This window comes from Streptomyces luteogriseus, from assembly GCF_014205055.1.
Taxonomy (GTDB): Bacteria; Actinomycetota; Actinomycetes; order Streptomycetales; family Streptomycetaceae; genus Streptomyces; species Streptomyces luteogriseus.
This window is the reverse complement of record NZ_JACHMS010000001.1, coordinates 2,462,911-2,487,919: the sequence shown is the minus strand read 5'-3', so window position 1 is coordinate 2,487,919 and position 25,009 is coordinate 2,462,911. Positions and strand designations below refer to the sequence as shown.

The window sequence follows — 25,009 nt, the reverse complement described above, 5'->3', positions numbered from 1 at the left end:
CCCGCCGGGCAGGGGCTCGCTGTCGTCCCGGGGCGACGCCCGGGGGCCTGAAGTGGGACGATTCAGATGTACCTCCCAAAGGAGGCCATCATGGCCATCATCCGAGAGAGCATCGATGTGGACCGCCGTCCCGAGGAGGTCTACCAGTACGTCATGGACGCTCCGCGCATGCCGGAGTGGCAGCTGAGCGCCGTGTCCGCGGAGCGCCTCGACGAAGGGCCCGTCGGCGTCGGCACCCAGGTCCGGGTATCCCGTCACGTCGGCCGCCGCGTCATGCCGATGACCATGGAGGTCACCGAGTACGACCCGCCGCACAGCTGGACCATGCGCGGAATCGACGGCCCGGTCCGGGCGAAGGTGCACGGCGAGGTCGAGCCCTACGACGAGGGCCGCCGCTCCCACGTGACGATCGACATCGACTTCGAGGGCCACGGCATGGGCAAGGTCCTGGTCCCGCTCGTCGTACGCCCCCAGGTCCGCAAGGAACTCCCGCGCAACGAACAGCTCCTCAAGGACCGGCTGGAACACACGGGCGAGTAGGACGTCCCGCTCCCCGGCAGCGCCGACCGCGTCCCGCACCGCCGCCGGGAGCGCAGGCCGACAGTGGCCACGTCGCTTCCGGACGCCTAGTCGTCCCCGCTGCTCTGCTGTGAGCGAGGGCTCCGGCTCGCGCTGCGGGACAATTCGCTCCCGAGCAGCGTCGCCCTGGCCACCCCACGTGCCCAGCGCGGGGCGTCGCCCCTGGCCGCCCAGAAGACGCAGACACAGCCGCCGACGAGGAGCAGGACGACGACCGACAGTACGAGCACGAGCATGCTCAGTCCCCATTTCGTGTGATGATCCGCGCCATCCTCGCAGGCTCCGAGTCACCCGATTGGATCTGCGACACTGGTACGGCCATGCCTAAGCCCGGAGAACTGATGTGATCCAGGCGCGAAGAAGCCCCCTACCAGCGATGTTGTCGCCAGTAGGGGGCCGTCTTGTGTCCCGTGGGCCGTCCCTGGGCCGTCAGGGCTCCTGGGCCGTGCCGAAGACACTGTCCAGGGCCCGGCGGGCACGCTCGCTGCTGCTGGGCATCAGGTGGGCGTACACGCGCAGCGTCATCGCCGGATCGGAGTGCCCGAGGTATTCGCTCACGGCCTTGATGCTCTCGCCCGCGTCCAGGAGGACCGAGGCGTAGAAGTGGCGCAGCGCGTGCATTCCGTGGTGCCGGGCGGAAGCGTACGGCTTGCCGGGTTCGGGCGTTGGGATGATGCCGGCCGCCGCAAGGGCGGGCTTCCACTCCTGGATGTTGAAGTTGCTGCGCCAGACGATTCCGTCGGCCGTGTTGGTGAAGATCAGGCGCCGTTCGGTGAGCGGGCCGTCAGGCCTGGCCCACGGCAGCTTGATGCTCACGGGCGGGTGGTTCTTCATGTGCTGCCGCAGAGCGGAGGCCACCGAGGACGGCAGCGGTACGTCCCGCTCTTTGTTGCCCTTGGGCGGGGCGAAGACCGCGACGCCCCGGATCAGCTTGACCTGAGCGGTGACCCGAAGGGTGTCGCTGTCGAGCTGCAAGGTGTCTTCGGCCAGACCGATGATCTCGCCCTGCCGGAGGCCGCAGCCGCTGCCGACGTCGACCATGGCTCGGTAGCGCTCGGGTAGGGCGTCGCGGACCGCACGCACCTGGGACGGGAGCCAGGGCACGACGCGGGAGGAGGAGACAGCGGGCGGGCGGACGGACGCAGCCGAGCACGGGTTCCGCGCGAGGTGGCCGTCATCCACGGCGGCCGACAGCACCGCGCGGACGTTGGCGTAGATGTTGCGAGCGTAGGTGCCGCCTATCGAGTCGTTCTCCAGGTCGCGAACGAACTCGCGGATGTGGACCGGGCGGAAGGACCCGAGCGGACGCGCCCCGATACGAGGGAAGGCGTGCAGCCGGAGACGGGTTTCCGCTCCGATGCGTGTGTTCAGGTCGGTCGTCTGCCCTGCGATCCAGCGTTCCGCGTACTGCTGGAAGGTCGTCCGGGCAGCCCTGGGATCGACGTACTGACCACGGGACATGTCGGCAGCAGTCTCGGACAGCCACTCTTCCGCCCGGCGCTTCTGACGGTCTGGGAAGGATCGGCTCTTCTCGGTGCCGTCCGGGCCGACGTACCGGGCCCGGTAGCGGAGACCGTTGCCGTAGCGGTCGGTCTTGACCCTCATCGGCTTGCCGTTCGGACCCGGCTCGGTTTTGTACCAGCGGTCTTGGATGTGCCCAGCCATCAGGCAGCCTCCCCGATCTGGGAATCCACCCAGGCCCGTACGTCATTCGGGTCGAAGCGCAGGTGCCGGCCGACACGGAAGCCGCGGGGACCGGTGCGCTTGCGGCGCCACTGGTAGACCGTCTCGACGCTGGGCAGCTCGAACATCTCGACCAGGTCCTCGGGCGTCAGGAAGCGGGTCGGCAGAGCGGAGGCCATGTCACCACTCCCTTTCGTCGGTGAGCTGGCCGGGTAGTTCCTCGCGGGCGGTCTCTCGGTTGTGCTGGATGTCGCGACGGATGTTGGCGGCGAGCCAGGATTCGCCGAGGGTGTGGCCATGACCGGCATAGGTCCAGTGAGCGAGGACAAGAGTGGTTGCCTCTGGGGTGTCGTCGGGGTCGGGGAGGCCGAGGGCTTCGCGTTGCTGGGCGGCGCGGTAGTCGGCGCGGACCTGTCGCAGGGCGCCGAGGGTGGTGGAGTAGCGGCGGGACTTGGTGGAGAAGTGGCCGCGGAAGCCGAGCATGTGGGCCCAGTCCCGCAGCTTTCGGTCCGGGTAGAGCGCGTGGAGGTCGAGGCAGGCCGCGATCAACCGAGCGGGGTGGTCCGGGACTTCGAGGAGGACCAGGGCCTCTTTGTTGCCGATGCGGCGATCCACGGTGCCGGTGGTCTCAGCGGCCTTGGTGGCGTACTTGGCGACGTAGGAGGCGACGGCCTGTTCAGTGATGTCTTCGCCGTTTCCGAAGGCTCCGATGGGCTGTACGTCGAGTTGGGTGCCCCAGCGAAGGGTGCGCGCGGGCTGCTCTCCGGCGGGCGGTACGTCGACCGCGACGCGGTTAGCGGCGGCGTGGATGGCGTCGGTGAGCAGGTCGAGGGTGGCCCAGGGCGGAGGCGGGGAGTCGGGGCCCTCCGGCCCGTCGAAGCGGATCACGGCGTGGAAATGCACTGCCCCGCGCTTCTGGTACTCCGCGACCTTGCCGAAGGAGACGCGGGATTGTTCGTGGGCAGCTTTCTGGGTCAGGCCAGCGCGGCGGGCGATCTCTCGGCGCAGGTAGATCGTGAAGTAGCGCCACAGCTCGGAAGCGTGGTTGTTCCACAGCACCGCGCCCGCGTAGTCGTACGTGGCCGGATCCAGGGCCGTGCCGAGTTCAGGCGCGTCCTCCTGGTGGCGGATGCCGCAGGCGCACGGCCGGTTGCCGGGCCGGTTGTGGACCCGGCCGAACGACGGCGCGGTGAGCGTTGCGAAGACTCGCGGGTGATCGCGGATCGTTTCCGGAGTTCCCTTGGCCGGGTCCCCGACCAGCCCAGCTCGGATCAGGTGGTAGGTGTCGCCCGCGTACGTCCAGGCGCAGGACGGGCAGCGCGAGGCTCGGCGGTTGCCGCAGGCGACCCGGAGACGGCCTCCGGGCTCAGCCTCGGTGGAGTAGGAATGCAGCACCTGCCCGGTGAACGCATCGCGGGTGACGGTGGAGCCTTGCAGGTGGATCGGGTCGGAGCAGCCGCCGGTACGGCGGATCTGGTCTTGGATGCGGTCGAAGCCATCGGACCCGGCCACCCTCAGTACGTCGGCGAGGGTGGCCGGGTCCAGGCCCGCCATGGTGGCGGTGTCGGTCACGTACGTTTCACCTCCCGACGCGGTGGAGCGCAGGCGCCGTGGCGGGGGCGGTGTGGCCGGTGCCCTTGCAGGCCGGGCAGGTGACGCGGAGTGTGGCGCGGGTGCCGTCGCGGTGGCGGGCTCCGGTGGTGATCACAGCAGCGGCGAAGCCGTCGCAGACGTGGCAGACGCGCTTGGTCGGGGCGTGCTGGTGCATGATGAGGCTTCCCTTTCGGGTCCGTTGGATCTGGAAGTGGTGCAGGCGCCCGGAGCGGCGGAAGTTTGGCGACCGAGGCCGCTCCGGGGGCCGTCAGCGCTGCTTGTCGAGGTCCTTGAGCAGCAGGCGCAGGACGACGGCGACCACGGCGACCGAGATGCCGGTGATGGCCACGGCCAGGAGCATCGAGACCAGGACGGCGCCGACGACCAGGACCACGGCACCACCGCCCGCGGCGAGGGCGAGCGCGCTGCCCGGGGTGAGCTGGACGGTCGGCCGGTTCGAGGCCGGGACGACCGGAGTCGGGGCGGGGGCGGTGGGCGCCGGCATGTTGGCGGCGACGGCCGGAGCGGTGTCCTGGGTCGGGTACTTCGGGGTGAACACGGGCGGTTGTCCCTTCGTGGGTTACTTGACGACCGCGCCGACGGCGGGGCCGAGGATGCTGTCCGCGACGAGGTAGCCGCCGAGGAGGAGCACGGCGACCAGCCACCACGGCGGGCGGATGAGCTTGATGCCGAGGAAGCCGACGACGAGCAGCGCGAGCCAGAGCGGAACGTCCATGGCGGTCTCCTGTCAGGCCTTGCAGCGGTGGGTGCGGGCGGCGAGCTCGGCAGCGGCGCGGCTGGTGTAGTCGGCGGAGAAGCCGCAGCCGGGGGCGGTGCAGGCAGCCGTGTGCATGTCGCGGCCCCGGGCGTCGTAGTACGTGGCGACCTGGACAGGGCCGATGCGGAGGCGGTCGCGGAAGCGGCGGTAAGCGCTCACGGGTGTTTCTCCTTCCTGGTCAGGTGAGTTGGAGTTCGGCGGTGATCGCGTCGGTCATCGGGGTGGGCAGGCCGAGCCGGGCGGACAGGTCAGCCGCGGGCATCGGTGAGCCGGTGGAGGCCCGGTGTGCGTCAGCGATCTTCCGGGCGTGGTCGAGCAGGGCGACCGGGACCGCTGGTGTGCTGGTAGGTGGCTTCGGCGGTGCGGCCGTCAGCTCCGGTGCCGGTACGGGAGCCGTCTCGGGAACAGGGTCGGGTTCGTCGGTGCGGTGCATCTCGACTTCCGGCGCGGCGGGTTCGTCGTTCACCAGCTGCTCGGGCGGAGCGGTCGTTTCGGTGGGCGAGTGCACCAGGAGCGTTCCGCCCAGGAACGCCAGGGCGGGCCAGCCAGCGACGAGGATGCACAGCCAGGCGGGCACGGCGTCGAGGTCAAGGAGCCCGGCGGTGGCGACGTTGGCGCCGAGCGAGGCGAACAGCGCGATGACGAACCAGATCCAGGCCGCGCGGTCCCGGCGGGCCGTGCGCAGCCGACGCCAGGCAGCGACAAGCAGCAAGTCCACGGAGACGGGATAGGCCCAGGCTTTCCAGCCGGTCTGTCCGGCGGCTGCGGCCAGGTCGTGCAGGTGGGCGAAGGACAGTGCACCGGCGATGACGGCCTGGACCAATACCGCGTCCGGACGGATCGAGCGAGGCATGGAGGACACCTCCCTTCGGGGGGTCAGTCGGTGACCGGCCGGGCCTTGACCAGCGAGGGACCAACGGCCGGCATATCGGCGGGCACGTAGGGGCGAAAGGGTTCGAGAGTGGGGAAGTCCGGGACCAGGTGAGCGAAGGCCCGGCAGACCGCCGCCACCTCGTCGCGAGACGTGTCCGGGGTACGGATCTTCGACCAGCCACCGGAGGCGTCCGCCGCGACCGCCGTCCCAGGGCGTTCCATCGGGATGAGGCTGGCGACCGCGACAGCGTCGGGGGCCACGTCGTTCAGACCCATCTCGGCGGTCTGCTTGTCGTTGACCCGGTGCACCACCCGGCCGGTGAGCTGGGCACGGAGCATGGTGGCGCCCTTGCCCAGGTCGGAACCAAAGCGCTGTCCGCAGATCTCCAGGTAGATGCCGACGGCGCGGGCCATCTGCGCCAGTCGGATCAGCGCGGTGACGATTCGCTCGCGGCGTTCCTCATCCTTCTTGGAGGAGATCAGGAACAGCTCTGCCACCTCGTCCACCAGGACGACGACCGGCACCGGCCGGAGCTCGGCGGGTAGCTCCCACAAGTCGGAGACGCCGTGCCCCTTCAGCACGTCGAAGCGGCTTTCCATCTCCGCCACCAAGACAGCCAGCAGCGAGGCGGATTCGTCCGGAGTGGTGGCCAGTGCCGACAGGCGAGGCCCGTAGGCGGTCTGTTCCACCCCGCGCTTGCAGTCGATGCCGACCAGAGCCACCGGCAGTTGGGCGAGCCCCTTGATCAGGTTGCGCTGATACATCGACTTGCCAGAATGGTTCGCGCCCAGGGTGAGCGCCATCGGCGCCTTCCGGTAGTCCCGCTCGAAGGCGGTCCCGTCCTCCCGCAGTGCGACCGGCACGACCATGTCGTGGGGACGTGCCTTACGCGGCATCCGCACCCGGCGCAGCACGTCATAGCCGGTCATGCGCAGCTCTACGTATCCCGGCTTGGTCTCCACCACGGTCACCGAGTGCACGCCCCAGGCGTGGCGCAGCCGTTCCGAGGTGGCGATCAGGTCGGCGGGTTCCAGACCGGCCGGGAGCCGCAGGGTGACCCGCAGGCCGGTCGAGGTGCCGCGTACCCGGCGGATCTTCGGCGGGACCGGCTGCACCTCGCGGCGGGCAACGTTGCGCGTCATGAACGCCCGCAGACCCGAGGGCTGCACCGTCAGCCCGCACACGTCCATGGTCGAGCGGTACGAGAGGAGGAAGCGGCCCCAGGTGACCGGCATGCCGACCAGCGCCCAGTACACGCGCGGGGCGCGTACCTTCGCGTAGCCGAGACCACCGGCACCCGCTACGGCTCCCGTGGCCTCCAGCCATATCGACAGGTCCGTCATGATCAGGCCGCCGGGGTGATCGCGACCGCGCGGAACGAGATGCCGTGGCGCTTCTGGCCGTTGAACTCGTTCTCCCAGTCACGGGCCTTCAAGCCGATCACCTTCACCGGCAGCCCCGGCGCCAGGCCCTCCGGGATACCCGTCTCCGGGATCGTGACCTGGTAGAGGTTGCCCTCCCCCTCGTCCGAGACCAGCAGGCCCACGGTCGACAGGCCCGCACCGGTCTCCCGGTCCACGGCGCGCTCTCCGGTCTTCTGGTTGACAAGCTTCGGCGTCGGGGCGGTGGCCACGAACACAACGGCGGTGGAAACGTCGATCTTGAACGACGGCATGAAGCACTCCCTGAGTCGATGCGTTTGGAGCAGCCCAAAGAAGACCCTCCGGCTCGCAGTCCTAGGACTGCGAGCGACTGAGGAAACAGTGGCACGCAGTCCCAGGACTGTCAACAGTCCTGGGACTGTGTTTGACTGGTTCTCGAAGAGAGGAGTCACGCGATGACGCCCAAGTGGCGAGAGCTGGCGGACAAGCTGGCTGAGCAGATCAAGAGGGGCGAGTACGCACCAGGCCAGCACCTTCCGCAGATCAGGGAGCTAGTCGCAGAGGGTGTGGGCTCAAAGTCCACCGTCCATGCGGCTTACAAGGCTCTTGAGGCCGAGGGCCTGGTGACCTCGTCTCGGGGGCACGGCACCGTCGTACGGCAACAGGTTCCGCTGAAGCGGCTCGGCGTCGCCCGGTACGACAAGGCCAAGTGGCGCGACGGCGACGAGGTCGCGTTCATCGCGGACCGCGTGGCCTCCGGGCGCAGCTATCGCCGGAACGAGCAGTCCCAGACGGTCAGCCTCATCGAAGCCCCGCCAGCAGTCGCAGCCGCGCACGGCCTGCCTGAAGGAGCAGAGGTGTACGCGCGAGCTCGATTGGTGAAGGAAGGCGACCAGCCGACGCACACCCTGACCAGCTACTACCGACCCGAGCATGTCGAGGGCACCAGGCTGGTGGACCCGACACCGGGACCGGCCGGCAAAGGCGGCGGCTTTCGGGTGCTGTACGACGCCGGGTACGAGATCGACCACATGAAGGAGCGGCTCTTCGCCCGGGCCCCCACGTCCGACGAGGCGAAGCTCCTGCAACTACCGCCGGGTGAACCGGTCGTCGAGCTGCATCGGACGACCTACACGGCATCTGGCACAGTGGTCGAGTTCGCCATCGGTGTTCACGCGGCTTCGCGCTTCGCCTGGGAATACGACTTCAAGGTTCCGGACTCAGCGAAGGGCGAGAAGGGGCAGTAATGATCTCGACACAGGCACGGGCCGACGCACGACGCCTGTGGGACTACCACCAGATGGGCCACACCCCGCGGCCGTGCTCTGTCGCGATCGGCCTGGGCAGCCACGACCTGGGTGTGGCCGATACGGCAGTCGATCTGTACAAGCGCGGCATGGCTCCACTGCTTGTGTTCACGGGATCTACCAGCCCCACGACGCGAGAACGCATGCCGAGGGGTGAGGCAGTCCACTACCGCGAGCGGGCTCTTGAACTCGGCGTTCCCAGCTCCGCGGTGCTCGTAGAACAGCACGCTCGCAACACCGGCGAGAACATCCGCTTGTCCAAAGCTCTGCTCGAGGAGGCCGGAGTGGAGGTGTCCTCCGTGCTCCTGATCAGCAAACCGTATGAGGAGAGGCGCTCGTACGCGACGGCGCGCAAGCTCTGGCCGGAGGTCGAGGTGGTTAGCGCCTCGACCCCGATGACGTTCGACAACTACGTCGATTCCATCGGGGATGAACGGCTAGTCATCGACATGCTTGTGGGCGCGCTTCAGCGCTTGCTGATCTACCCGGAGCAAGGGTTCATGATCAGTCAGCCGGTGCCGGAGGACGTACGTCAGGCGTTCGAGCGGCTCTGCCGCGAAGGCTTCACCAGTCGGCTCCTCACCACCAGTGGCAAGGCTTCCACCTGACATCAACTCGGCGCCAGGCAGGCACTCACGCCGCGAGGGATGCCCCTACCCCGACCGGCCACGCCCGAGCTGTTACGAGTTTCTCTACCTCATCAAGCCCCGGCTGCGCTCCGCTCCGCCGGGCGCGCTTCCCGGCTCCGCTCCGGGCGCCGCTCCTGCCTTCGGCTCGCTCCGCCCGGGCTGCGCCGACGCGCGCCCGCATGTGAAACAGGCCGGGCCATGAGTCGAGATCCGCGAGCGCGGCAACGCTCAAAGCATGCCTCCGGCGGGGGCGCTCAGGCTCCGAGATGGCGGGGGCGCCGTTCGCGAGTGCCGGCCGATCGGTGGCGTGCGCGGGGAGCTCCCATCCCGTCTGCCGTCGACCCAGGCAGAGCCGAGCAGACGCGGCCCCTGGCGTCCAGGTCGTTCGTACAGTGGCGCGCTCCACCTGGACGCCAGGGACCACGCCCGCTCCACGGTGTGTGGGTCGACGGCAGACGGGATGGGAGCTGGGGTGAGTGGTGGGGAAGGCAGGTGGGCAAACGAACGCGATGGGCAGCGTCATAGCAATTGCCGAAATGCATGCCTCAGAAAATCATGCGCCCACTCGGCGCCAGCGACGTTAGCTTCGAGCAGGTAACGCCCGTCCCCATTTTCAACCGGAGTCATTTCCCCCTTTCCGGCACCGTAGCGAGCCGTCTCGGTTTTAAGTTTGGACCACCCTGAACGCTCCGAATCAGAGATAAGATCACGGGTTACATCGCCTGAGATCCTGATCTGAAGCGGTCTGTAGGTGTATGTAATGTCGCCGTGGAATTCGCCAAGGTAATCGACATTTTCCATCGGTTGCAAGAGCGGGGAGGTGCCCCGTAAGAACCACCAGGTCACCTCGGCGTAGTCCTCGCAGTTATCCAGGCTCGGTGGCTCAGCTCCGTCATGCTCAACCGCGTTACGCAGCTGCCTCATGCGATGCAGCATCCGCCGACGAATGACTCCCCAGTGGTCCAGGAGACCGAGAGGACCGAGCTGCTTGAACTCCGGGTACTGCTTAAACCCGTATAGCCGATCTAAGTGTTCTAGACGGGTTTGCATGGATCTCTTGAGCGCCAATATGGCGTCAATCCTGTCGTACGCGTTCTGGTGATTCTTGATTCGGTAATCAGCGTGAGCATGCGAGAACTCTGCGAGGTTCTTGAGGGTGATTTCATCTGACGTCATACCTGACCGCCCAGACCCACCCACTTCGCAGCCCGGAAGTGCGGGATCAATCCACCATGGTTGCAACTGTCGCGCCATGATTCACAGGATAGGCATAACGCCAGGCGTGTAGGCAGGGAATTTATCGGTTTCGCCGACTTGCATCCCGGACCCAACGAGGCAAGAGACCTCGGCTGGGCCGTCCCTGGGCCGTGCGAGGCCGACCAACGCTGACAGCCGACGCCCACGGGTGACCACCCCCACCCCACTCTGGCCTGGGCAACCGGAGTTGATCTGCCACACTGGATGGGTTATGCCTGCACCCGGAGAACTCACTTTCGTAGCCCCCCGCGGAGCCAAGAAGCCGCCGCGGCATCTCGCCGATCTCACTCCTGCCGAGCGCAAGGAGGCCGTAGCCGCTGTCGGGGAGAAGCCGTTTCGTGCCAAGCAGCTCTCGCAGCACTACTTCGCGCGGTACGCGCATGATCCGGAGCAGTGGACGGACATTCCGGCCGGTGCCCGGGGGAAGCTGCGGGAGGCGCTGCTGCCCGAGCTGATGACCGTCGTGCGGCACCTGTCGACCGACCAGGGCACCACGCGCAAGACGCTGTGGCGGCTGTTCGACGGGACGCTCGTCGAGTCCGTGCTGATGCGCTACCCGGACCGGGTGACCATGTGCATCAGCTCGCAGGCGGGATGCGGCATGAACTGCCCGTTCTGTGCGACCGGGCAGGCGGGGCTGGACCGGAATCTGTCCACCGCCGAGATCGTGCACCAGATCGTGGACGGCATGCGGGCGCTGCGGGACGGGGAGGTGCCCGGAGGACCGGCTCGGCTCAGCAACATCGTCTTCATGGGCATGGGCGAGCCGCTCGCCAACTACAACCGCGTCGCCGGTGCCATCCGGCGGCTCACCGACCCCGAGCCCGACGGGGTGGGCCTCTCGCAGCGCGGCATCACCGTCTCCACCGTCGGCCTCGTCCCGGCCATCCACCGGTTCTCCGACGAGGGCTTCAAGTGCCGCCTCGCCATCTCGCTGCATGCCCCCGACGACGAGCTGCGCGACACCCTCGTGCCGGTGAACACGCGCTGGAAGGTCCGCGAGGTGCTGGACGCCGGCTTCGAGTACAGCGCCAAGTCGGGGCGGCGGCTGTCCATCGAGTACGCGCTGATCCGGGACATCAACGACCAGGCCTGGCGTGGTGACCGGCTCGGCCGGATGCTCAAGGGCAGGCCCGTGCACGTCAACCTCATCCCGCTGAACCCCACGCCGGGGTCGAAGTGGACCGCCTCCCGGCCCGAGGACGAGAAGGCGTTCGTGGAGGCCATCGCCGCCCATGGTGTGCCGGTGACGATCCGGGACACCCGTGGTCAGGAGATCGACGGGGCGTGTGGTCAGCTCGCGGCCACCGAACGGTAGTCTGACCGTCGTAAGCACATCTTCATATCGGCAACCTCGTATTCGACATCTGCATATTCCGACAGGGGAGCGCCACAGCGCTGAGAGTGCGGCACACGGCCGCAGACCCTCCGAACCTGGCCCAGGTCATTCTGGGTAGGGAGATCGGTCACCACTCGAGCTGTTGCGCCCTGCCCGGGACCCCGGAAGTCCCGGGCAGGGCCGCGTCTTCTCCTGGTCACTCCAGGAGGAATCCAGTGAGCACCACCAAGAAGCGACTGACGGCTGTCGTCGTCGGGCTCGGCATGGCCGGCACGCTCGCCGCGTGCGGATCGTCCGACGGCGGTCAGGGGTCCGGCGACTCCAAGACCGTGACGCTCGTCAGCCACGACTCGTGGGCCGTGTCCAAGGACGTCATCGCGGCCTTCGAGAAGCAGTCCGGCTACAAGGTCGACGTCCTGAAGGACGGCGACGCCGGGCAGGCCGTGAACAAGGCCATCCTGACCAAGGACAACCCGCAGGGCGACGTCTTCTTCGGCGTCGACAACACCCTGCTCTCGAGGGCCCTCGACAACGGCCTGTTCCAGCCGTACGAGCCGAAGGGCTCCGACACGATCAAGGCCGAGTACCGCGTCGACGGGGACCGGCACCGGGTCACGCCCATCGACACCGGCGACATCTGCGTCAACTACGACAAGAAGTACTTCGCCGACCGCGATCTGGAGCCGCCGAAGAGCTTCGACGATCTGGTCAAGCCCCAGTACAAGAACCTGCTGGTCACCGAGAACGCCTCCGCCTCCTCACCCGGCCTCGGCTTCCTGCTCGGCACCGCCGCCGAGTACGGGGACAACGGCTGGGAGGGCTACTGGAAGAAGCTCAAGGCCAACGGTGTGAAGGTCGTCGACGGCTGGGAGCAGGCCTACAACGAGGAGTTCTCCGGCTCCAGCAGCGGCAAGAAGGCCAAGGGCGACCGGCCGCTCGTGGTGTCGTACGCCTCCTCGCCGCCCGCCGAGGTGCTGTACACCAAGCCGAAGCCCACCACCGCCCCGACCGGGGTCGCCGAGGGCACCTGCTTCCGGCAGGTCGAGTACGCCGGGCTGCTCGGCAACGCCAGGAACAGCAAGGGTGGCAAGGCCCTCCTCGACTTCCTCATCGGCAAGAGGTTCCAGGAGGACATGCCGCTCAACATGTTCGTTTACCCGGTGACCGAGGGCGCCCAGGTGCCGCCGGACTTCGTGAAGTACGGGCCGCAGGTGAAGGACCCCGAGACCATGGACCCGGCGAAGATCGCCGACCACCGTGACCAGTGGGTCAAGTCGTGGACCTCACTCGTACTGAAGTAGCCGCCCGGCGGCGGGGCGCGGCGGCGCGGTTCGGTCTGCTGGCCGCGCCCGTCGTGTTCTTCGCGGTCTTCTTCGCCTACCCCGTCGCCGCGATCGTCGCGCGCGGCCTCAAGACCGACGGGGCGTGGCATTTCGGGCGGATCGGGGAGGTGCTCGCGCAGTCCGACGTCCGGCACGTCCTGTGGTTCACCACCTGGCAGGCGCTGGTCTCCACCGCGCTCACCCTGCTCGTCGCGCTCCCCGGCGCGTACGTCTTCGCGCGCTTCGACTTCCCGGGCAAGCAGGTCCTGCGGGCGGTCGTCACCGTCCCGTTCGTGCTGCCGACGGTCGTCGTCGGTACGGCGTTCCTGGCGATGGTCGGCCGGGGCGGGCTGCTCGACGAGCTGTGGGGCGTACGCCTGGACACCACGGTGTGGGCGATCCTGCTCGCGCATGTCTTCTTCAACTACGCGGTCGTCGTCCGGACCGTCGGCGGGCTCTGGGCGCAGCTCGACCCGCGGCAGGAGGAGGCCGCGCGGATGCTCGGGGCGTCCCAGCTGAAGGCCTGGCGGCAGGTCACCCTGCCCGCCCTCGGCCCGGCCGTGGCCGCCGCCGCACTCATGGTCTTCCTGTTCACCTTCACCTCCTTCGGTGTCGTGCAGATCCTCGGCGGGCCCACGTTCTCCACCCTGGAGGTGGAGATCTACCGGCAGACCTCGGAGATCTTCGATCTGTCCACCGCGGCCGTGCTGACGCTGATCCAGTTCGCGGCGGTGGGCGCGATCCTCGCGGTGCACGCCTGGACCGTGCGGCGGCGGGAGACCGCGCTGCGGCTGGTGGACGCGTCCGTGACCGCGCGCCGGCCACGCGGAGCGGGGCAGTGGACGCTGCTGGGCGGCGTGCTCCTCACCATCGCCGTGCTGCTGGTGCTGCCGCTGGCCGTGCTGGTGCAGCGGTCCCTGGACGCGCCGGGCCTCGGCTACTACCGGGCGCTGACCAGCGAGGACGGGGGAGTGTTCCTGGTCCCGCCGATCGAGGCGATCGGCAACTCCCTGTCGTACGCCGTCGCCGCCACCCTCATCGCCGTGCTGATCGGCGGGCTCGCCGCGGTGGCGCTCACCCGCCGGGACGCCGGGCGGCTCGTGCGCGGCTTCGACGCGCTGCTGATGCTGCCGCTCGGGGTGTCCGCGGTGACCGTCGGCTTCGGGTTCCTGATCTCCCTCGACGAGCCGCCGCTGGATCTGCGGTCCTCGTGGATCCTGGTGCCGCTCGCACAGGCGCTGGTGGGTGTGCCGTTCGTCGTCCGGACCATGCTGCCCGTGCTGCGGGCGGTGGACGTGCGGCTGCGGGAGGCGGCCTCGGTGCTCGGTGCCTCGCCCTGGCGGGTGTGGCGGGAGGTGGACCTGCCGATGGTGCGGCGGGCGCTGCTGATCGCGGCCGGGTTCGCCTTCGCCGTGTCGCTCGGGGAGTTCGGGGCGACGGTGTTCATCGCACGGCCCGACCGGCCGACGCTGCCGGTGGCCGTCGCCCGGCTGCTCGGTCGGCCCGGTGACCTCAACTACGGCCAGGCGATGGCCCTTTCGACGATTCTGATGGTGGTGTGCGCTGTGGCCCTGCTGGTGCTGGAGAGGCTGCGCACGGACCGGACGGGGGAGTTCTGATGCTGTTGGCCCTGCGGGACGCGACGGTCCGTTTCGGCGGCCGGGCTGTACTGGACGCCGTCGATCTGGAGGTCGCCGAGCACGAGATCGTGTGCGTGCTCGGACCCAGCGGCAGCGGCAAGTCGACCCTGCTGCGGGCGGTGGCCGGCCTGCAACCCCTGAACTCCGGGAGGGTGATGCTCGACGGGCGCGACCAGGCGGGCCTGCCGGCGCACCGGCGCGGTATCGGGCTGATGTTCCAGGACCACCAGCTGTTCCCGCAGCGGGACGTGGGCGGCAACGTGGCCTTCGGGTTGCGGATGCACGGCGAGCCGAAGCGGCGACAGGCCGAGCGGGTGCGGGAGTTGCTGGACCTCGTGGGGCTGCCGGGCGCGGGCCGACGGGCCGTCGCCGCGTTGTCCGGCGGGGAGCAGCAGCGGGTGGCGCTGGCCCGGGCCCTCGCGCCGAGCCCCCGGCTGCTGATGCTGGACGAGCCGCTGGGACAGCTCGACCGGTCGCTGCGGGAGCGGCTGGTCGTCGAACTGAAGCAACTGTTCAGGCGGTTGGGCACGACCGTGCTCGCCGTGACGCATGACCAGGGGGAGGCCTTCGCGCTGGCCGACCGGGTCGTGGTGATGCGGGACGGGCGGATCGCCCAGTCCGGTACGCCCCTCGAGGTGTGGCAGCGGCCCGCCGACGCGTTCGTCGCCCGCTTCCTGGGCTTCGAGAACGTGGTCGAGGCGACGGTGGGGACCGAGGCAGCGGACACGCCGTGGGGCAAGGTGCCGGTGCCGGAGGACGCACCGCAGGGCACCCGGACCCTGCTGGTGCGGCCCGCCGGGGTGCGCCTGGTGCCCGCCGACGTGGGCCTGCGCTGCACCGTGGCCGCGCGCACCTTCAGGGGCACCCATGTCACCGTGCACCTCCAGCCCCCGGACGCCCCGCGCCTGGAGGCGGCCTGTGTGCTGCGGGACGCGCCGGAGACCGGGGACGAGGTCGGAGTGGAGTTCGACGCGGCCGAAATCGTGGTGCTCGGCTGATCGTCCGCCGCCTAGGGTGCGGGGTATGACGCCGCTACTCGCGCACGACCGTTACTGCGACGAAATCGCCCACCAGGTCGGCCTGTTGAGGTCCGTGGTGACCTCCGGTGCCGACCTGTCGGGCACGGTGCCGACCTGCCCGGAGTGGTCCCTGGAGGACCTCGTACGGCACATGGGCGGTGCCCTGCGCTGGGTGGAGCTCATGGTGCGCACCCGGGCCGAGGAGGAGGTGCCGGAGGAGCGGGTGCCGGGTGCGGCCGGGCCCGGGGCGCGGGGGGACGCGGCCGCGCTGGACGCATGGCTGGCGGAGAGCGGAGAGCAACTCGTCGCCGCACTGCGGGAGGCCGGGCCGGACACGAAGGTGTGGGGCTGGGCCGGAATACTCAACGCCGGGTTCTGGGCCCGCAGGGTGACGCACGAGATCACCGTGCACCGCGCGGACGCCACGCTCGCGGCCGGGCTGCCCTACGAGGTCGCGCCCGAGGTGGCCGCCGACGCGCTCGACGAGTGGCTGCAGATCGTGGAGTACGTGCAGCGGACGGTGCCGCACGACGCGGCGGGGGAACTGCGCGGCCCCGGCCGCAGCATCCACCTGCACGCCACCGACACCGGGCCGGAGGTGAACGCCGAGTGGCTCGTCGAACTCACCGAGGACGGCGTCGCCTGGCGCCGGGGTCACGAGAAGGCCACCGTGGCCCTGCGCGGGCCGCTCACCTCCGTCCTGCTGGCGTTCTACCGCCGGCTGCCGCTGGACGCACCGGAGCTGGAGGTGCTGGGCGAGCGCCAGTTGCTGGAGTTCTGGCTGGAGCGGGCGACGTTCGGCTGAGACGGGGCCATGGCCCGCCCCTTGGTGGAGGAGGGGCTGAGGCGAGCGTGGCCCGCCCCCCTGGTGGGGGAGGGGCTGAGACGGGACGTGGCCCGCCCCCTGGTGGGGGACGGGCCACGGCACGCTGTGCGCGGGTGTCAGCTGTCGCTGTTCGCCCCGCGGCGGCGCATGCCGAAGAACACCGCGCCGCCACCGACGACGACCAGGGCCGCCGCGATGCCGGCGATGAGGCCGGTGTTGGAGTTGGCGCCGGTCTCGGCGAGGTTGGAGTCACCGGCCGGGGCGGGGGCGTTGGCAGCCGGCGAGGTGCTCTGGCTCTCCGACGGCTCCGGGGCGGGGGTCTCGGTCTCCTCCGCCGGCTTGGACGGGGAGGCCGACGGGGTCGGCGTCGCCGGGGGAGTCGAAGCCGGGGGCTCCTCCTCCTTCTTGCAGGCCGTGGCCGGGGTGACGAGGTTCGGCTTGATGTCCGCGTCCACGTAGCGGGCGGCCTTGACGTGGATGCGGTACTCGGCGTTCGGCTCCCAGTCCTCGGTGAAGGTGATGGTGGTGCCTTCGCGCGAGCCCTTGACCACCTGCGTGCCGACCTTCTTCGCGTCGGCGCCGTTGTTCTGCAGGTACACGGTGACCGTGGCCGGGATGCCGGCGGGGTCGACATCGGTGACGGAGATGACGCCCTTGTCACCATCGCACTTCGCCTCGGCGGAGAACTCGCTGATGTCGCAGGCGAGCGCGTTGCCCGCGGTACCGAGCGCGAGCGCGGCCGAGGCGGAGACGACACCGAGGACGCGCACGGCACGTGCGCGGCGGGATACGGACAGAACTGCCACGTTTGTCCTTTACAGGATTGCTAAAGCGGGGGGCTGAGGCAGTGTTGACTGGACATCAGCACTACCGTGAGGCTCACAGGTCTATAAGCGCCGCATAAGTAGTGTCAACGCATATGCAGGTTGCAAGCACTTGCTTTGCCTTCTTATTAACCGCCGAGACGTTTCAGGGCCTCCGGCGCCTCCTCGATCCGGTCAACCAGCGCGATCCGGGCCTCCATCGAGCGCCCCGCGGCCAGCGACCGGAGCAGCGGCCACGCGGGCAGCTTCTCCGTCCAGTGCACGCGGTTCACCAGCACCATCGGCGTCGGCTCGCCGCGCGACCCGTAGTAGTTGGGCGTGGCGTTGTCGAAGATCTCCTGTACGGTCCCGGCGGCGCCCGGCAGGAACACCACACCCGCGTTGGACCGGGCCAGCAGGCCGTCCTCGCGGGTGGCGTTGGCGAAGTACTTGGCGATGTGGGAGGCGAAGGCGTTCGGCGGCTCGTGGCCGTAGAACCAGGTCGGGATGCCCACCGAGCGGCCGCCCTGCGGCCAGCGGGTGCGTATCTCGAAGGCGGCCGAGGCCCACTGGGTGATCGACGGCGAGAAGTGCGGTGTCTTGCCCAGGAGTTCGAGCGACTCGGTGAGCATCTCCTCGCCGAAGGGAGCGGCGTACGCGCCGAGGTTGGCCGCCTCCATGGCGCCCGGGCCGCCGCCGGTGGCGATGGTGAAGCCGGCGCGCGCCAGCTCGCGGCCGAGCCGTGCGGCACCGGCGTACTCCTCGGTGCCTCGGGCCATCGCGTGGCCGCCCATGACCCCCACGACCCGGGCACCGGACAGGAGTTCGTCGAGCGCGTCCGATACGGAGTCGTCGTGGACCGAACGGAGCATGGACGCGTAGATGTCGCGGTCCGCCTTCGTGCGCTGGAACCAGGCGTAGGCGAGGGCGTCGGGCGTGGCCTCGTAGCCGTCGGCCAGGGACGCGAAGAGTTCGTCCGGGGAGTAGACCAGGCCGCGGAACGGGTCGAACGGCAGGCCCGGGACCGGCGGGAAGACCAGGGCGCCGTCGGCCCGGACCTTCGCGTCCGCGTCCCCGCGCATCGCGCAGCCGAGGAAGACCGCGCCCGCCGTGTCCGTGGTGAGCAGTTCGCGCGTACGGTCCGTCAGGTCGACGGCCTGGACGCGGTGTCCGGCGAGGGTGCCGCGCGCCGAGACGGTCGCGTCGAACTCCTCGAGGGTCTCTATCTCACGGTCGTCATGGTGGGCCGCATGGGCGGGCATCGTCTGCACCCGCCCATGCTAGGCCGCACACCGTCAGCCCTGGACGGCCGCGGGGTCCATCCACACGACCTCGAAGGTGTGGCCGTCCACGTCGTCGAAGGCACGGCCGTACATGAAGCCGTGGTCCTGGGTCTCGCCCGAGACGGAACCTCCCGCAGCGACCGCCTTCTCGACCAGTTCGTCGACCTTCTCGCGGCTCTCGGAGCTCAGCGCGATCAGCACCTCGCTGCTCTTCCTCGAGTCCGCGATGTCCTTCTTCGTGAACTGGGCGTACTTCTCCTTGGTGTGCACCATCACCACGATGGACTCGCTGATCACCACCGAGGCCGTCGTGTCGTCACTGAACTGCTCGTTGATCGTGAAGCCCAGCTCCGTGAAGAACTTCTTCGAGGCGCCGAGGTCGCCGGTGCACAGGTTCACGAAGATCATCTGCTGGTACATGCGAGGTCTCTCCCATCAAGTCCGTGTGGTTACGCGGGATAGACCGGGGGCCGGTCCGGAACTCATCGCCGTGCGGAGATTTTTCTCGTACGAGTTTTCCAGCGGGCGGAGCGAGGGCAGCGACAGCCGCCGGGCTCAGCGCGCCAGGGGCAGCGCAGCCAGTTCCGCGACCGTCAGGGCGAGCGGACCGAACAGGGCGAGCAGCACGGCGGCGCGCAGGGCGGCGGCGCTGCGCAGCACCGTGGCGGGGGCGCCGAGGCGCAGCAGTGCGGCGGTGGTCTCCGCCCGGGCCTGCCGGGCCTCGACGGCCGCGGTGAAGAGCGTGGCCGTCGTGCAGCCGGTCACCAGGAGCACGCCGAGGGTGGTGAGCGGGCCGAGCGAGAGACCGTCCGGGCCGTGCAGCAGCGCCATGGCCCACGCGGCGGACCCGACCGCGCTGACGACGCCCAGGGGACGTCCGATACGGACGGCCTCCGCCATGAGGATGCGGCCGGCCAGGAGCCGCAGGGCGCCGGGGCGGGCCCACTGCAGCAGCCGTCCGCACAGATGGGTCAGGCCGGGACCGGCCAAGGCCAGGCCGACGGCGGCGAGCGCCCAGCCCGCCATCACGCCCGGGGAGGCGCCGGAGAAGGAGAGGTCGGGGGGCGTCGGGGCGGTACGGCTCGTGTAGCTCACCACGGCGAGGCCCGCGGCCAGCACGGTGATCCCCCAGGGGAGACCGGAGGGGGCCGCGATGGTGTCCGGCAGGGCCGCTTCGCGGGCCGTGGAGTCGTCGGCGGGGCCGGACTCCGTGCCGCCCGGGCCCGGATGCCGGGTCAGGGCCCCTGCGGGGCTGATGGCTCCGGCCGCGTCCGGCGCCGCCGCGCGCGGGCTGAGCCACTGACCGGGATCGCCGGCCGGGCCGTGCGCGCCCGCCGCTGCCGGCGGGGCCGGGTAAGGGGCTGAGGGGAGCCCGGTCGATTCCCCTGCGCCCGTCTCCGGGGCGCCCGGCTGAGCCGCGCCGTCGAGCACGCGGCCGGGCAGCCTCGCCGGCGGGTCGGCGACCGCGCTCACGGCGCCGCCGGATCCCGCCAGCGCCGCCGGTGCGGACCCACTGGTCCGGGCCGCGGGCGGGCCGCTCGTCGCGGCGGGCTCGGCATCATTCGTCGCGGCGGGCCCGGTGCCGCGGCGGTTCGCGGGCCGGACGATCTGCCGGCCGAACCGGCCGTACGCGCCGAAGGTATCGCGGGTGCTGGTGCGCCGGTACGCGCCGAAACGGCCGTACTGCCGGGCCGTCCGGGGCGCGGCAGTCCTCGTCTCGCGCGGACGCAGGGCCAGGGCCACCGCCACCGACGCGCCGACGGGCACGAGCGCCAGCAGGGTCAGGGCGCCCGGCAGCGGCAGGGGGTGGTCCGCGGCGAGGGCCTCGGCGGCGGCACCGTCGAAGGGCATGCCCGTCAGGTCGCCCCGCAGATGCAGGAAGACGAGCAGGGCCAGCATCGCGCCCAGCGTGCAGGACAGGGCCGTCGTCGTCGCCGAGACGGCCATCATGCGCACCGGGCCGAGGCCGATCGCCGAGAGGCCCGCGCGGGGCTTGGTGCCCGGGTCGGTACGGGCCACGGCGACCGCGAGGTACACCGTGGCGGCCAGCGGGGCCGCGCACCAGGCCAGCCGCAGCAGTGCGGTGCCGGGGGTGCCGGGGTGGCCCAGCGCCCAGCCCAGGGCGCAGAGCAGCAGGAAGGCCGTGCCCGCCGAGGCCGCCGCGACCATCAGGCGGCGCAGCTGGACGGCGGGGTGGGCGCCGCGGGTCAGACGGAGAGCGAGCACGCGGCCCGGCCTTCCGGCTCGCGGGGCTCGGCGACCGGCGGCAGGTGCACCGTCTGCACGCGCCGCCCGTCCAGCAGCGACACCGTGCGGTCGGCGAGGGCCGCGGTCTCCGCGTCATGGGTGGCCAGGACGACGGTGATGCGGTGGGAGCGGGCCGCGGTGGTGAGGGTGCGCAGCACATGGGCGCGGTCGGCGCGGTGCAAGGGCGCGGTGGGTTCGTCGGCGAACAGGACCGACGGCGCGGGGGCGAGGGCGCGGGCGATGCAGACCCGCTGGCGCTCGGCCTGCACCAGCTGGTGCGGCCGTTTGCGGGCGCTGTCGCCGATGTCCAGGCGCTCCAGCCACTCCAGGGCCGCGGTCTTGGCGCGGCGCCGGCTGGTGCCGCGCAGCATCAGCGGCAGGGCGGCGTTCTCCCAGGCGTTGAGCTCCGGGACCAGGGAGGGGGTCGGGTCGATCCAGCCGAAGCGGTCGCGGCGCAGCCGCTCGCGGGTGAGGGGGCCCATGGTGTGCACGGGCACGCTGTTGAACCAGACCTCGCCGCGCCGCACGGGCACCAGGCCGGACAGGCACCGCAGCAGGGTCGTCTTGCCGCTGCCGCGCGGGCCGCTCAGGGCGAGGATCTCGCCCTCGCGCACGCCGAGCGAGACGCCGCAGAGCGCGGGCGAACCGTCGTCGTGCTGGAAGTGCAGGGCGCGTGCCCAGAGCACGTCGTTGTCCGGCGGGGCCTCCATGCGCGTACACCTCGGTTCAGATCCGTAGTTCCCGTGCCATCCCCCGTGCGGGGGAACGAAGGCAGGGCCGATCGGTCACTGGGCACGCTAGGCAGAAGGCGGCGGGCCGCCGGACAGCACGCGGCCCCGGGCCGCCGTTTCTCACTCGAACGGGCGGCACCGGGGCCGGTGTTGATCATCCAGGCAGACGATCTGAGCGACGGGCGTCAGAGCTTCGTCCACGCCTCCGTGAGGGTGGCGCGCAGGATCTGCTCGATCTCGTCGAAGGTCGACTGGTCGGAGATCAGCGGCGGGGCGAGCTGGACGACCGGGTCGCCACGGTCGTCGGCGCGGCAGTACAGGCCGTTGTCGTACAGCGCCTTGGAGAGGAAGCCGTACAGGACGCGCTCGGTCTCCTCGTCGTTGAAGGACTCCTTGGTGTGCTTGTCCTTCACGAGCTCGATGCCGTAGAAGAAGCCGTTGCCGCGGACGTCGCCGACGATCGGCAGGTCGTGGAGCTTCTCCAGGGTGGCGCGGAAGTTGCCCTCGTTGTCCAGGACGTGCTGGTTGAGGTTCTCGCGCTCGAACAGGTCGAGGTTGGCCAGGCCCACGGCCGCGGAGACCGGGTGGCCGCCGAAGGTGTAGCCGTGCAGGAAGGTGTTGTCGCCCTTGTAGAACGGCTCGGCCAGGCGGTCGGAGATGATGCAGGCGCCGATCGGGGAGTAGCCCGAGGTCATGCCCTTGGCACAGGTGATCATGTCCGGCACGTAGTCGAACTTGTCGCAGGCGAAGTAGGTGCCCAGTCGGCCGAAGGCGCAGATGACCTCGTCGGAGACGAGCAGCACGTCGTACTGGTCGCAGATCTCGCGGACCCGCTGGAAGTAGCCGGGCGGGGGCGGGAAGCAGCCGCCCGCGTTCTGTACCGGCTCCAGGAAGACCGCGGCGACCGTGTCCGGGCCCTCGAAGAGGATCTGCTGCTCGATCTGGTCGGCGGCCCAGCGGCCGTAGGCCTCGGGGTCGTCGCCGTGGATCGGGGCGCGGTAGATGTTGGTGTTGGGGACCTTGTGGGCGCCCGGGACCAGCGGCTCGAAGGGGGCCTTCAGAGCCGGCAGGCCGGTGATGGACAGGGCGCCCTGCGGGGTGCCGTGGTAGGCGACAGCACGGGAGATGACCTTGTGCTTGGTGGGCTTGCCGACCAGCTTGAAGTACTGCTTGGCGAGCTTCCAGGCGGTCTCCACCGCCTCACCGCCGCCGGTGGTGAAGAAGACCTTGTTCAGGTCGCCCGGGGCGTGGTGCGCGAGGCGCTCGGCCAGCTCGACGGCCTTGGGGTGGGCGTAGGACCACACCGGGAAGAACGCGAGCTCCTGCGCCTGCTTGAAGGCGGTCTCGGCGAGTTCGACCCGGCCGTGCCCGGCCTGCACCACGAAGAGGCCGGCGAGGCCGTCCAGGTAGCGCTTGCCCTTGTCGTCGTAGATGTACGTGCCCTCGCCCCGGACGATGGTGGGAACGGGGGACTTCTCGTACGACGACATGCGCGTGAAGTGCATCCACAGGTGGTCGTACGCGGTCTGGGAGAGGTCCTTGCTCACGGCTATCGGGTCCTCACGATTATCGGGTTCCCCACATGTAGGTCTGCTTCTTGAGCTTGAGGTAGACGAAGCTCTCGGTGGAGCGCACTCCGGGCACCGCCCGTATGCGTTTGTTGATGACCTCCAGAAGGTGGTCGTCGTCCTCGCAGACGATCTCCACCATCAGGTCGAAGGAGCCCGCGGTCATCACCACGTACTCGCATTCGGACATGGCCGACAGCGCGTCCGCGACCGACTCCACGTCGCCCTCGACGTTGACGCCGACCATCGCCTGTCTGCGGAAGCCCACGGTGAGCGGGTCCGTGACGGCGACGATCTGCATCACGCCCTGGTCGAGCAGCTTCTGGACGCGCTGGCGCACGGCCGCCTCCGACAGGCCCACGGCCTTGCCGATGGCGGCGTACGGCCGGCGGCCGTCCTCCTGGAGCTGCTCGATGATGGCGAGGGAGACGGCGTCCAGCTGCGGCGAGCTGCCGTTCCTGGACTCGCGGGAGGGCTCGCGGGACTCCCGCGTGCCCTTCTGTTCTGCGCTTCGACTGGCCACGAGGTCACTGTGCACGAGGTCTCGGCACTTCCGCAAGCCTGGATCGATGAAATCCGTTGTTTGAGTCCCCTAGTCCTGCGAATTCCGCACGATCGAAGGGAGCGGGGGTGTTGAAAACGTGGGTCGGCCGACTAGGGTGGGTGTCTCAAGTACTGGACATCCGAACTGGAGGGCCGGCAGTGAGCACCGAGCTTCGTCGTCTGCGCAACTACATCGGCGGTGAGTTCCGGGACGCCGCCGATGGACGGACCACCGAGGTGGTCAATCCCGCGACGGGTGAGGCGTACGCGACCGCTCCGCTGTCCGGGCAGGCGGACGTGGACGCGGCGATGGCGGCGGCCGCCGAGGCCTTTCCCGGCTGGCGCGACACCACGCCCGCCGAGCGCCAGAAGGCCCTGCTGAAGATCGCGGACGCCTTCGAGGAGCGCGCCGAGGAGCTGATCGCGGCCGAGGTGGAGAACACGGGCAAGCCCATCGGGCTGACCCGCTCCGAGGAGATCCCGCCGATGGTCGACCAGATCCGCTTCTTCGCGGGCGCGGCGCGGATGCTCGAGGGCCGCTCGGCCGGCGAGTACATGGAGGGCCTGACCTCCATCGTGCGCCGCGAGCCGGTCGGCGTCTGCGCGCAGGTCGCGCCGTGGAACTACCCCATGATGATGGCCGTGTGGAAGTTCGCCCCGGCGATCGCGGCGGGCAACACCGTCGTGCTGAAGCCGTCCGACACCACCCCGGCCTCCACGGTCCTCATGGCCGAGATCATCGGCTCGATCGTCCCCAAGGGCGTCTTCAACGTCATCTGCGGCGACCGCGACACCGGCCGCCTGATGGTCGAGCACGAGACCCCGGCGATGGCCTCCATCACCGGTTCGGTGCGCGCCGGCATCCAGGTCGCCGAGTCCGCCGCCAAGGACGTCAAGCGCGTCCACCTTGAGCTGGGCGGCAAGGCCCCCGTCGTGGTCTTCGAGGACACCGACATCGCCAAGGCCGTCGAGGACATCTCGGTCGCCGGCTACTTCAACGCCGGCCAGGACTGCACCGCCGCCACCCGCGTGCTCGTCCACGAGTCCATCCACGACGAGTTCGTCTCGGCGCTGGCCAAGGCCGCCTCCGAGACGAAGACCGGCCAGCCGGACGACGAGGACGTGCTGTTCGGCCCGCTCAACAACCCCAACCAGCTCAAGCAGGTCGAGGGCTTCATCGACCGGCTGCCCGCGCACGCGCGCGTGGAGGCCGGCGGCAAGCGGGTCGGCGACAAGGGCTACTTCTACGCGCCGACCGTCGTCTCGGGCCTGAAGCAGACCGACGAGATCATCCAGAACGAGGTCTTCGGCCCGGTCATCACCGTGCAGTCCTTCTCCGACGAGCAGCAGGCGGTGGAGTGGGCCAACGGCGTCGAGTACGCACTGGCCTCCTCCGTGTGGACCAAGGACCACGGCCGTGCCATGCGGATGTCCAAGAAGCTCGACTTCGGCTGCGTGTGGATCAACACGCACATCCCGCTGGTCGCCGAGATGCCGCACGGCGGCTTCAAGAAGTCCGGCTACGGCAAGGACCTCTCGGGCTACGGCTTCGACGACTACACGCGGATCAAGCACGTGATGACGTCGCTGGACGCGTAGCCGACCG

At 69.9% G+C, this 25,009-nt stretch carries 28 protein-coding genes and 1 riboswitch; of the genes, 9 read left to right on the top strand and 19 right to left on the bottom strand.

Going from position 1 to position 25,009, the window contains the following annotated elements; translation table 11 throughout:
* Positions 1-90: 90 nt before the first annotated feature.
* Entirely contained in the window at positions 91-540 is a 450-nt protein-coding gene (locus tag BJ965_RS10760; protein WP_184908464.1) for an SRPBCC family protein, read from the top strand.
* Positions 541-626: 86 nt separating this feature from the next.
* Here the strand turns inward: BJ965_RS10760 and BJ965_RS10755 are convergent, their stop codons facing one another.
* The 11 genes from BJ965_RS10755 to BJ965_RS10705 all read right to left on the bottom strand — a co-directional run bounded on the left by BJ965_RS10755 (position 627) and on the right by BJ965_RS10705 (position 7,182).
* A complete protein-coding gene (locus tag BJ965_RS10755; RefSeq protein WP_184908463.1) occupies positions 627-815 on the bottom strand; it encodes a hypothetical protein in 189 nt (62 codons plus the stop codon).
* 193 nt (positions 816-1,008) lie between these two features.
* Positions 1,009-2,244 (bottom strand): tyrosine-type recombinase/integrase, encoded by a 1,236-nt coding sequence (locus BJ965_RS10750; RefSeq protein ID WP_184908462.1) that lies wholly within the window; start codon positions 2,242-2,244, stop codon positions 1,009-1,011.
* Positions 2,244-2,441, bottom strand: coding sequence for a helix-turn-helix transcriptional regulator (locus tag BJ965_RS10745; protein WP_184908461.1), 198 nt, complete (start codon positions 2,439-2,441; stop codon positions 2,244-2,246). Before BJ965_RS10745 ends, BJ965_RS10750 begins: the two co-directional genes overlap by 1 nt.
* 1 nt (position 2,442) lies before the next feature.
* Positions 2,443-3,834, bottom strand: coding sequence for a replication initiator protein RepSA (gene repSA, locus BJ965_RS10740; RefSeq protein WP_313666788.1), 1,392 nt, complete (start codon positions 3,832-3,834; stop codon positions 2,443-2,445).
* A gap of 7 nt (positions 3,835-3,841) precedes the next feature.
* A complete protein-coding gene (locus BJ965_RS10735; protein ID WP_184908460.1) occupies positions 3,842-4,030 on the bottom strand; it encodes a hypothetical protein in 189 nt (62 codons plus the stop codon).
* Between the two features lie 93 nt (positions 4,031-4,123).
* Complete coding sequence (locus BJ965_RS10730) at positions 4,124-4,414, bottom strand: SpdD protein (RefSeq protein ID WP_184908459.1); 291 nt, start codon at positions 4,412-4,414, stop codon at positions 4,124-4,126.
* Between the two features lie 21 nt (positions 4,415-4,435).
* Positions 4,436-4,591, bottom strand: a complete 156-nt coding sequence (locus BJ965_RS10725; protein WP_184908458.1) for a hypothetical protein — start codon at positions 4,589-4,591, stop codon at positions 4,436-4,438.
* A gap of 12 nt (positions 4,592-4,603) precedes the next feature.
* Entirely contained in the window at positions 4,604-4,792 is a 189-nt protein-coding gene (locus BJ965_RS10720) for a mobile element transfer protein (RefSeq protein ID WP_097221057.1), read from the bottom strand.
* A 19-nt stretch (positions 4,793-4,811) separates the two neighbouring features.
* On the bottom strand, positions 4,812-5,486 hold the full coding sequence (locus BJ965_RS10715) for a DUF2637 domain-containing protein (protein ID WP_184908457.1): 675 nt from the start codon (positions 5,484-5,486) through the stop codon (positions 4,812-4,814).
* Positions 5,487-5,509: 23 nt separating this feature from the next.
* On the bottom strand, positions 5,510-6,850 hold the full coding sequence (locus tag BJ965_RS10710; RefSeq protein WP_184908456.1) for an FtsK/SpoIIIE domain-containing protein: 1,341 nt from the start codon (positions 6,848-6,850) through the stop codon (positions 5,510-5,512).
* 2 nt (positions 6,851-6,852) lie between these two features.
* Positions 6,853-7,182 (bottom strand): SCO3933 family regulatory protein, encoded by a 330-nt coding sequence (locus BJ965_RS10705; RefSeq protein ID WP_097221062.1) that lies wholly within the window; start codon positions 7,180-7,182, stop codon positions 6,853-6,855.
* Positions 7,183-7,344: 162 nt separating this feature from the next.
* Between BJ965_RS10705 and BJ965_RS10700 the strand changes: the two genes are divergently transcribed.
* On the top strand, positions 7,345-8,136 hold the full coding sequence (locus BJ965_RS10700; protein WP_184908455.1) for a GntR family transcriptional regulator: 792 nt from the start codon (positions 7,345-7,347) through the stop codon (positions 8,134-8,136).
* Positions 8,136-8,804: a YdcF family protein gene (locus BJ965_RS10695; RefSeq protein ID WP_184908454.1), complete on the top strand. Its 669-nt coding sequence runs from the start codon at positions 8,136-8,138 to the stop codon at positions 8,802-8,804. Before BJ965_RS10700 ends, BJ965_RS10695 begins: the two co-directional genes overlap by 1 nt.
* A 540-nt stretch (positions 8,805-9,344) precedes the next feature.
* Here BJ965_RS10695 and BJ965_RS10690 read toward each other — a convergent pair.
* Positions 9,345-10,079 (bottom strand): hypothetical protein, encoded by a 735-nt coding sequence (locus tag BJ965_RS10690; RefSeq protein WP_184908453.1) that lies wholly within the window; start codon positions 10,077-10,079, stop codon positions 9,345-9,347.
* A 214-nt stretch (positions 10,080-10,293) separates the two neighbouring features.
* On the opposite strand from BJ965_RS10690, the gene rlmN reads away from it, so the two are divergent.
* The 5 genes from rlmN to BJ965_RS10665 all read left to right on the top strand — a co-directional run bounded on the left by rlmN (position 10,294) and on the right by BJ965_RS10665 (position 16,207).
* Positions 10,294-11,400, top strand: a complete 1,107-nt coding sequence (gene rlmN / locus BJ965_RS10685; protein WP_031103416.1) for a 23S rRNA (adenine(2503)-C(2))-methyltransferase RlmN — start codon at positions 10,294-10,296, stop codon at positions 11,398-11,400.
* Between the two features lie 53 nt (positions 11,401-11,453).
* Positions 11,454-11,560, top strand: a riboswitch (TPP riboswitch).
* 76 nt (positions 11,561-11,636) lie between these two features.
* A complete protein-coding gene (locus BJ965_RS10680; RefSeq protein WP_184908452.1) occupies positions 11,637-12,722 on the top strand; it encodes a thiamine ABC transporter substrate-binding protein in 1,086 nt (361 codons plus the stop codon).
* Positions 12,723-12,760: 38 nt separating this feature from the next.
* Complete coding sequence (locus tag BJ965_RS10675; RefSeq protein ID WP_184917045.1) at positions 12,761-14,362, top strand: ABC transporter permease; 1,602 nt, start codon at positions 12,761-12,763, stop codon at positions 14,360-14,362.
* Positions 14,362-15,381 (top strand): ABC transporter ATP-binding protein, encoded by a 1,020-nt coding sequence (locus tag BJ965_RS10670; protein WP_184908451.1) that lies wholly within the window; start codon positions 14,362-14,364, stop codon positions 15,379-15,381. Before BJ965_RS10675 ends, BJ965_RS10670 begins: the two co-directional genes overlap by 1 nt.
* 25 nt (positions 15,382-15,406) lie before the next feature.
* The gene (locus tag BJ965_RS10665; protein ID WP_184908450.1) at positions 15,407-16,207 is read left to right on the top strand and encodes a maleylpyruvate isomerase family mycothiol-dependent enzyme; all 801 of its coding nucleotides are present in this window, start codon (positions 15,407-15,409) and stop codon (positions 16,205-16,207) included.
* 137 nt (positions 16,208-16,344) lie between these two features.
* Here the strand turns inward: BJ965_RS10665 and BJ965_RS10660 are convergent, their stop codons facing one another.
* The 7 genes from BJ965_RS10660 to BJ965_RS10630 form a co-directional block, all read right to left on the bottom strand.
* Positions 16,345-17,034, bottom strand: coding sequence for an LAETG motif-containing sortase-dependent surface protein (locus tag BJ965_RS10660; RefSeq protein WP_184908449.1), 690 nt, complete (start codon positions 17,032-17,034; stop codon positions 16,345-16,347).
* Between the two features lie 146 nt (positions 17,035-17,180).
* Positions 17,181-18,302, bottom strand: a complete 1,122-nt coding sequence (locus tag BJ965_RS10655; protein WP_184908448.1) for an LOG family protein — start codon at positions 18,300-18,302, stop codon at positions 17,181-17,183.
* A 24-nt stretch (positions 18,303-18,326) separates the two neighbouring features.
* Positions 18,327-18,734, bottom strand: a complete 408-nt coding sequence (locus BJ965_RS10650) for a VOC family protein (protein ID WP_184908447.1) — start codon at positions 18,732-18,734, stop codon at positions 18,327-18,329.
* Between the two features lie 135 nt (positions 18,735-18,869).
* Positions 18,870-20,540: a hypothetical protein gene (locus BJ965_RS10645; RefSeq protein WP_184908446.1), complete on the bottom strand. Its 1,671-nt coding sequence runs from the start codon at positions 20,538-20,540 to the stop codon at positions 18,870-18,872.
* Positions 20,522-21,271 (bottom strand): ABC transporter ATP-binding protein, encoded by a 750-nt coding sequence (locus tag BJ965_RS10640; RefSeq protein ID WP_184908445.1) that lies wholly within the window; start codon positions 21,269-21,271, stop codon positions 20,522-20,524. Before BJ965_RS10640 ends, BJ965_RS10645 begins: the two co-directional genes overlap by 19 nt.
* A 206-nt stretch (positions 21,272-21,477) precedes the next feature.
* Positions 21,478-22,839, bottom strand: coding sequence for an aspartate aminotransferase family protein (locus tag BJ965_RS10635; protein ID WP_184908444.1), 1,362 nt, complete (start codon positions 22,837-22,839; stop codon positions 21,478-21,480).
* Positions 22,840-22,858: 19 nt separating this feature from the next.
* Positions 22,859-23,398, bottom strand: coding sequence for an Lrp/AsnC family transcriptional regulator (locus BJ965_RS10630; protein WP_184908443.1), 540 nt, complete (start codon positions 23,396-23,398; stop codon positions 22,859-22,861).
* A 164-nt stretch (positions 23,399-23,562) separates the two neighbouring features.
* Between BJ965_RS10630 and BJ965_RS10625 the strand changes: the two genes are divergently transcribed.
* Positions 23,563-25,002, top strand: coding sequence for a gamma-aminobutyraldehyde dehydrogenase (locus tag BJ965_RS10625; protein WP_184908442.1), 1,440 nt, complete (start codon positions 23,563-23,565; stop codon positions 25,000-25,002).
* Positions 25,003-25,009 lie beyond the last annotated feature (7 nt).